General features: G+C 33.9%; 4 protein-coding genes. All 4 read right to left on the reverse strand.

The window, feature by feature from the left end; all coding sequences use genetic code 11:
* Positions 1–121: 121 nt before the first annotated feature.
* The 4 genes from uxuA to J2S72_RS08530 all read right to left on the reverse strand — a co-directional run bounded on the left by uxuA (position 122) and on the right by J2S72_RS08530 (position 7,678).
* Complete coding sequence (gene uxuA, locus J2S72_RS08515) at positions 122–1,192, reverse strand: mannonate dehydratase (RefSeq protein WP_023055308.1); 1,071 nt, start codon at positions 1,190–1,192, stop codon at positions 122–124.
* A 4-nt stretch (positions 1,193–1,196) separates the two neighbouring features.
* On the reverse strand, positions 1,197–2,777 hold the full coding sequence (locus J2S72_RS08520; RefSeq protein ID WP_023055298.1) for a mannitol dehydrogenase family protein: 1,581 nt from the start codon (positions 2,775–2,777) through the stop codon (positions 1,197–1,199).
* A 1,753-nt stretch (positions 2,778–4,530) separates the two neighbouring features.
* Positions 4,531–5,082: a sigma-70 family RNA polymerase sigma factor gene (locus J2S72_RS08525; RefSeq protein WP_307495353.1), complete on the reverse strand. Its 552-nt coding sequence runs from the start codon at positions 5,080–5,082 to the stop codon at positions 4,531–4,533.
* 178 nt (positions 5,083–5,260) lie between these two features.
* Positions 5,261–7,678 carry an S-layer homology domain-containing protein gene (locus tag J2S72_RS08530; protein ID WP_307495354.1) on the reverse strand — a complete coding sequence of 806 codons (2,418 nt, stop codon included), beginning with the start codon at positions 7,676–7,678 and terminating at the stop codon, positions 5,261–5,263.
* Positions 7,679–8,518 lie beyond the last annotated feature (840 nt).

Below are 8,518 nucleotides of genomic sequence, written 5' to 3' on the forward strand. Positions count from 1 at the left end.
TATGAAACTATTATAACCCATATCCTTAATTAAATCAATCGAGCCTGCTAAAGCATTGATAAATTTTTTTCAATTAGAGAAAAAAAATATGCTGCAATTACGCAGCATACCCTTTAAATAATTATTTACTCATTTTGTCTATAGCTTCCCAAAGACCGTTTAAATATGTTAAGCCCAAAGCTCTGTCATAAAGTCCGTATCCAGCTCTACCCTTTTCGTCCCAAATCATTCTTCCGTGGTCTGGTCTTATATAAACATCAGGACTTGTATCATATAAAGCTTTCATTATTTCAAACATATCAAGGCTACCGCAGTCACTATAGTGGGCTGACTCATAAAATTCCTTGTTTCCTATGTGCTTTATATTTCTAACATGAGCACAAGCTATTCTGCCCCTTTCACCAAAATGTCTTATAGCATCGGCAACTTTATAATTAGAATCAGTTCCCAAAGAACCAGTGCATAGGCAAAGAGAATTTGCAGGAGAATCAACTAAAGAAAGAATCCTATCAAATTGTTCAAGACTATGAGAAATTCTCGGAATTCCAAAAACTGGCCATGCAGGATCATCAGGATGAACTGCCATCCTTACCCCATATTTTTCACAAGTAGGAATTATTCCTTCAAGGAAATATTTATAATTTGCAAGAAGTTTTTCTTCATCAATATCCTTATAAATTTCAAGGACTCTTTCTAATTCCTTTAATCTTTCAGGTTCCCAACCAGGAAGAGAAAAACCACCAGAATTTTTTATAGTACTTTCAACTAAAGCTTGAGGAGTAAGACCCTTTAAATCTTTATCATTGTAATAAAGAGTGTTAGAGCCATCAGCCAAGACCTTTGCCAAATCAGTCTTAAGCCAGTCAAAAACAGGCATAAAATTGTAAACTACAACCTTTACTCCACACTCAGCAACATTCTTGATAGATTCCTTGTAATTTTCAATATACTTATCCCTTGTAGGAAGACCCATTTTAATGTCTTCATGAACATTTATACTTTCTATTACCTCAACCTCAAGACCAGCATCATTAACTCTCTTTACAAACTTGCCAAAAATTTCCTTGTCCCAAACTTGTCCAGCCTCAAAATCGTCCATCATAGCCATTATTCCACTGCAATTTGGAATTTGTTTTATATATTTCAAAGGTATCGGATCAGAATCTCCATACCATCTAAAAGTCATTTTCATAATATCACCTTAAATATTTTTTTAACGTGCTTCTTACAGCACCCTTGCCCATGCTTAATTCCTTCAGATACTCAACAATCAAATCTGCTAACCCAGCCTTTTCAAGATCAAGACCGAAAATAGTTTCATTTTTAAGCAGCTTTCTTATAGCAGCCTCATCAATATTTCCAATCTCCATGTTTTCATAAATCTTTTTCAAATCAGAAAGCAAAGGATCAGCACTTAAATCAAACTTTTGTAAATTATCATCAAGACCAAAAAGATATCTAAGCCATCCAGCAATAGCCAAAGGTATAAACTTAAGCTCATTAACTTTTCCAGCCTCAACATATTTCTTTATAGTTTGACCAAATCTAATAGGAATCTTTTGAGAAGTATCAGTCGCAATTCTTTGAGGAGTATCAGGAATGAACCTATTAGGTAGACGCACATCAATAACCTCATCAATAAAAGCCTTGGGACTTAAAATCTTGGGATCCACAACAACAGGAAGAGCCTCATCATAACCGATTTTCTTAATTAGAGAAACTAAATCTTGGTCCTTCATCTCAGCAGCAATAGAATCATAACCTAAAATGCAACCATAAACTGCAAGACAAGTGTGAAGAGGATTAAGACAAGTAGTAACCTTCATAGTCTCAACCTTGTTAACAGTATCCCTATTAGTTAAATAAACCCCAGCCTTATCAAGATGATCACGACCATTTTTAAAATCATCCTCAATAACAAGATACTCAGCCTCTTCAGAATTAACAAAAGGAGCAATATAAGTTTTCTTGTCCGTTACAATAGCATCCATATTCTCAAAGCCCTTGCCAATTAAATAATCCCTAATCTCATCAGCAGGCCTTGGAGTGATCTTATCAATCATAGTCCATGGAAAACTTACAAACTCATCACTATCAACAAAATCTACAAAATCATCCTCAACCTTATTATTTTCATTCCAAGCCCTTACAAAATACATAATAGAATCCTTAAGCTTTTGACCATTATGTGAACAATTGTCAAGACTTAACATAGTAATAGGCAATTTGCCCGCCTTAAATCTTAAATACAAATAATAAGCAGCCCTAGCCATTAAATGTTTTGAATCCTCAGGATTGCCAAGACCATCCTCCCTAGCAAGATCAGTAACAAGACCTTGAGGAGTATGAATGTTGTATCCCTTTTCAGTAATGGTAAAAGACATAATCTGTAAATCTTTATTCTTAACTATCTCTTCAATTCTTTCCTCATCCCTAGAAAGAACCAAACCCTCCACAAGATTTGCAATTAAATCTGTAGAAAACTTGCCATCCTTATTTAAAGTAAGAGAAAGAGTCAAATTATCAAAAGGCTTGTAAATGTGGTCGATAATTTCAGAATCAAAACTCTCAACAACACTTATGCCCCTATTAGAAAGACCCTTGTTAATTAAATCCTGATTGACCCTGGCAATATATCCACGAAAAATATTTCCCGCACCAAAAGCAAGCCAATGGGGATCCCTTAAAGAATCTTCTCTCAATTTTCCAACATCGTAACTTGGAAATTGGTCAACACAATCTTTTAATTTATTAAAATTATCTAAACTAAGCTTCAAACTAACACCCCTTAAAAAATATTGCACCTATTCATTAACTCTTTGGAGCTTAAATTGGTTTTAAATTACAAAGATGCTAATAACAGTATAGCCATAAAATATTTATTAGGCAAACATAAATATAAATTCAACATCAATTAAATATTAAGACCAATGTAGGGACCAATTTATTGGTCCGGCGGCGTAGCCGAACGAAATAAAATAAAATAAAAAACGATAAAGCATAAATATAAATTCAACATCAATTAAATATTAAAACCATGTAGGGACCAATTTATTGAATATTAAAACCATGTAGGGACCAATTTATTGGTCCGGCAGCGTAAGCCGAATGAATTGAAATAAAATAAAAAATGAAAATGAAAAAATGGAGAAAAAATGTAAATTGAAAAAATTTAAAACAAAATGCTTTACGTAGAGCGTAAAAAATATATTTATAAAATATTGAATTTGTTTTCTCTCCCAACACACACGGACCGGTAAACCGGTCCCTACAACTCTCATAATATTTTATAAAATATTGATTTTTTTCTCTCACTCAACACACACGGACCGGTAAACCGGTCCCTAGAGGATTTTCAAGGGTTATGGTAAATAATGAGTAAATCTCTGCAAATGAATGTAGGGACCAATTTATTGGTCCGGCGGCGTAAGCCGAATGAAATAAAATAAAAAACAATAAAACATAAATACAAAAATAATTTTTATTGAAATTTAAAACAAATATTGAATTTGTTCTCTCTCCCAACACACACGGACCGGTAAACCGGTCCCTACAACTCTCATAATGTTTTATAAAATATTGATTTTTTTCTCTCTCCCAACACACACGGACCGGTAAACCGGTCCCTACATGCCCATATAATATTTTATAAAATATTGACTTTTTTCTTTCACTCAACACACACGGACCGGTAAACCGGTCCCTACAACTCTAATAATGTTTTATAAAATATTGAATTTGTTTTCACGCCCAACGCACACGGACCGGTAAACCGGTCCCTACAGGATTTGTAAGGGTTATGATAAATAATGAGTAAATCTCTGCAAATGAATGTAGGGACCAATTTATTGGTCCGGCGGCGTAGCCGAATGAATTGAAATAAAATAAAAAATGAAAATGAAAAAATATAAATTCAACATCAATTGAATATTAAAACCAATGTAGGGACCAATTTATTGGTCCGGCGGCGTAAGCCGAATGAAATAAAATAAAATAAAAAACGATAAAGCATAAATATAAATTCAACATCAATTGAATATTAAAACCATGTAGGGACCAATTTATTGGTCCGATCGCCGTAAGGCGAATAAATTGAAATAATGTAAAAAATGAGAAAGAAAAAATGGAGAAAAAATGTAAATTGAAAAAATTTAAAACAAAATGCTTTACGTAGAGCGTAAAAAATATATTTATAAAATATTGAATTTTTTATCTCTCCCAACGCACACGGACCGGTAAACCGGTCCCTAGAACTCTCATAATGTTTTATAAAAAAATTGAATTTGTTTTCACACCCAACACACACAGACCTTAGCAGATATTTGCAACCAAATCAAAGATTTGGGCAAATAGTTGCATGAGACCTACCACGATTTTTTTCAAAAATCGGGTTAGGTCTTCAAACCGGTCCCTAGATGCTCTCATAATGTTTTATAAAAAAGGGCAAAAAAATAACTCTATTGAAAGAGCAAAACAAAAAGGGCAAGCAAAACAAAGAAGGCAAAAATTCAAAAATTCAAACAAAAAAAATTATATGGCGGGGGAAGAGTCCTTGCCTCCAGAAACCATATAATCACGTAAAGACTCAAGAGCCTTCTTTTTAATTCTATTGATGGTACGGGTAGAAACATTTAATTCCGAAGCAACAGAAGCCAATTTCATGCCTCTGTAATAGATCATTTGAATGACCTGTTTCTCCTTTGAAGGAAGAAGCCCCAAAGCATCGGAAAGGTCTTTGGAAAAAGGAAAGACCTCCTCCTCCAAAGTGGGAGTCAAAATTTCATCAGAATAGGGCAAAGAATCGGAATACTTTCTTAAATAACGAAAAGTGTCCAAATAATAGATCCTCAAACCGCTTTTTATGTAGGCGCCAAAAGTGGTCCCGCGATGGGGATCAAAGTTTTTTAAAGAATTTAAAATGAAAAGACAACCATCTTGAAAAAGGTCCTCATACTCCTTCATAACAGGGCAATATTTTTTGATGCTGGCCTTAATAAGAGGTTCATACTTTTTTAAAATCTCCTCCTCTCTTTTCTTTAAAGCTTCATCTGTCTTAAAATTAATTTGATTTTTATAATCCATAATTCCTCCTAAAATTCTTGAACATTTGTTCTTTTTATTTATTATAGCACCCTTTTTATAAAAAGAACAGATGTTTTTTTATTTTTTTAAAATTTTTTAGGATTATTTTAAGCTAAAGATTTTAAATTTGAGCAATAAAAAAACCCGATTTCTCGGGTTTTTTATTTTTTAAGCTAAATTACATAGCTGCTGGGTTTAATGTGTCTTTTGCTAGTGCATTTGTTTTAAGTGTAGCATCAGTCTTATAATCTTTGATTATTTGTTCAACTTCTGCTCTCTTGCTTGTAAGTTCAGTTTCAATTGACTTAGCTGCAAGATTATCAAATGCAGTAACTAAGTTGTCAACAGCTGTTTTAACATCTGCTGTTTTTGATGGATCTGCTTTGTAAGCAGCTAATTTATCGTTATAATCTTTTAATGCTTTGTTATATTCATTAACTGCAGTAGCTTTTTTTTCTGCGTTGTAAGAAACTAATACAAGTGCATTAGTGTAAGATGCACCATATTGTTTAGAATCTAATCTCTTTAGAATAATAGTATCGTCATTTTTCTTAATTTTATTATAATCGTCCACACTTACTGCTACTGTAAGATTTCTATAAACAGCTTCTGTTCCATCTACGCTTACATGTTTAACATTGTTAAGAACTAGTGTATATTGATCTCCAAATTGAGCTTTTGTAAAGTTAGCCTTTACAATTGTCCAATCTTCTGCATATTCTCCGCTTAATCTGCCAAGATCTTTGTCAGCTACTGCAGGAACTACAGAAATTGTTGAGATAAACATATTCTTAAATGAATATCCGTCATATCCGTAAGCATCTTTTACAGTTTGATAATCGCTCTTTGCAACTTGTACATAAGCGCCTTTTTCTAATTGTCCTTCAAGGAAAATGTTAGCGTCATGTTTTAAAGTGATTTCAGGAGTAACAACTCTGTCTCTGCCTTCAAGAGTTACACCTGTTACTTGTCCATAAGTCTTATGAACTTCTTTAATTTTGAAAATTGGGTCTTTAGAATAATCAATTATTACTTCACCAAATTTTCCAACTTTGTTGTCAGCGTTTACTCTAGCTTTGATAACGTCAAATTTTTCAAAATAGTCGTTATATCCAGCACCGTTTCTTGGTCTGTTAAATCCTGGGAACCAGTTGTCAACTGATCTCATATCAAGAGCAGTTTGTTGTCCCTTAGTGTTTTCAACAGTAAGTTCGAAGTTTCTGTTTGTTACATGAGCAACTCTGAAAGTTTTTTCATTTAATTGGTCATCAGTTACAACGTTAAATACAACGATGTTTGCTTTGTTGTATTGTCTTCCTGTTTTACCAACTACATCATATCCAACATATACTTTTGGAACGAATCTTCCGTCTTTAACTTCTACAAGGTCACGAGCCTTTGTCTTGTCAACTTCTGTTAACCAGCCGTTGTTTTCATCTGCTACAAAGAATCTTGTATCAGCTGTAAATTCAACTTTTGTAGCTGCAAAGTCTTTAACATCAGCTTTTGCACCTTTTCCATCTTCAGCATTTTTAACATCCCAAGCACCGTTTAGGCCATCCTTTGCATAAACTGTGATGTCGTCTTTTGTTACATTTGCAACACCTTGTACAGTTTTTTCAGCAACTCCATACCATCTGTTGTTGTTTTTTAATCCGTCAGTTGCTCCAACTGCAGGATTACCAAGTTCCATAATGTGAGAAACTACGCCGTCTTTTTCATTTTTGTCAGTGATAACTTCAACTAAAGAACCTACCCAAAGTTTAGAATTTGAGCTTAATTGTTGTAAGTTTAGATATCCAACTCTTCCGCTTCCGTCAACATAAGTTGTTTTAGCGTCAAGTGTAACTTTGAATTGTTTGTCTCCTTGGTTGATAACTAATTTACCATCTTCAAATCCGCTTACTACACCAATTCTTGTTCCGTAATCTACATCATGTCTTGTATCATAGATATACATAGCATTGTAAATCATTTGGAAAGCAAGGTTTCTTGTTGCAGGGTCATTTGAGTTTGCATATTCGATTCCGTTAAGAATTCCAAGTTCTGCTGCCCAAGTTAACCAGCTACCTGGCCATTGTGCGTTTGCTACCATTTGTGGTGTTAGATCTTCTTTTACAAGAGCTACTAACATTTTAGCAAGTTCTGCATAAGATACGTTCTTTTCTGGTTTGAATGTTCCATCAGGATATCCTGCTAACATTGCTACACCCTTAGGTCCTTTTAATTTAAAAGTTCCTACTGTAACGAATCCGTTTGCCCAGTGATCTGCTTTTACATCTGAGTAAGGTACTGATGTTGCTTTTACAAGGTCAGCTAATTTTTCTTGACCCTTTGCATAAACTAACATCTTAGTTACTTCTGCTCTTGTGATGTTCTTGTCTAATGCAAGATCGTTCTTTTCTTCGCCTGGTTTGAAGATTTTTCTTCCTTCAACCAACTTTTGGTCGACCATCCATTGAATTTTTGCTGATGGAGAAGTTTTCTTTGCTTCTTCCTTCTTTGCTTCAACTTTTGAGTCGGCTGCGAAGACACTTGTGAATGTTCCTAGTACCATTACTAGTGATAGTACTAATGAAAGAAATTTTTTGTTCATATTGTCTTTCGACCTCCTTAAGTTTTTTGTAGACTCTACAAAAGCTTTAAGCTTCTGTGCGTGATGTTCTTTCTACATCACTTAGAGGTGACAAGAAAATATTTTTAATATTTAGTTGTCATTGTTCCTCTCTTGCTATTATTATACACTATGCCTTTTAAAAGTAAAATTACAGTTATATTACATATTTCTCTTTTATGTAATATTGCTGATATATTTTCGCCTTTTGCTGTTTTTTACCTTTGCCATTACGGTGTTTTTGGTGGGGTGGGGTGGGGATGAAATAAGCAATGAAAAAAATGAGCATCTAGGGACCAATTTATTGGTCCGACGGCGTATGGCGAACGAAATAAAATAAAAAATGAAAATGAAAATTTATAAATAAATGGTTTATTGAAAAAATTTAAAACAAATATTGATTTTGTTTTCTCACCCAAGGCACACGGACCGGTAAACCGGTCCCTACAACCCACAAAATCCCACGCATAAATTTATGGTAATTTTATCCACACATGGAATCCACGAAGGAACGTGGGGTAATTTTGTGCGAAGAGGTTTCAAAAGATTAAATATTTGCAAGCGAATGTAGGGACCAATTTATTGGTCCGGCGGCGAAGCCGAATTATTTAAAATAAAAAATGATAAAACATAAATACAAAAATAATCTTTATTGAAAAAATTTAAAACAAATATTGATTTTGTTTTCACACCTAACACACACGAACCGGTAAACCGGTCCCTACAGCCCACAAAATCCCACGCATAAATTTATGGTAATTTTATCCACACATGGAATCCACGAAGGAACGTGGGGTAATTTTGTGCGAAGAGGTTTCAAAA

This window comes from Peptoniphilus koenoeneniae (genome assembly GCF_030812875.1).
Lineage (GTDB): Bacteria > Bacillota > Clostridia > Tissierellales > Peptoniphilaceae > Peptoniphilus_B > Peptoniphilus_B koenoeneniae.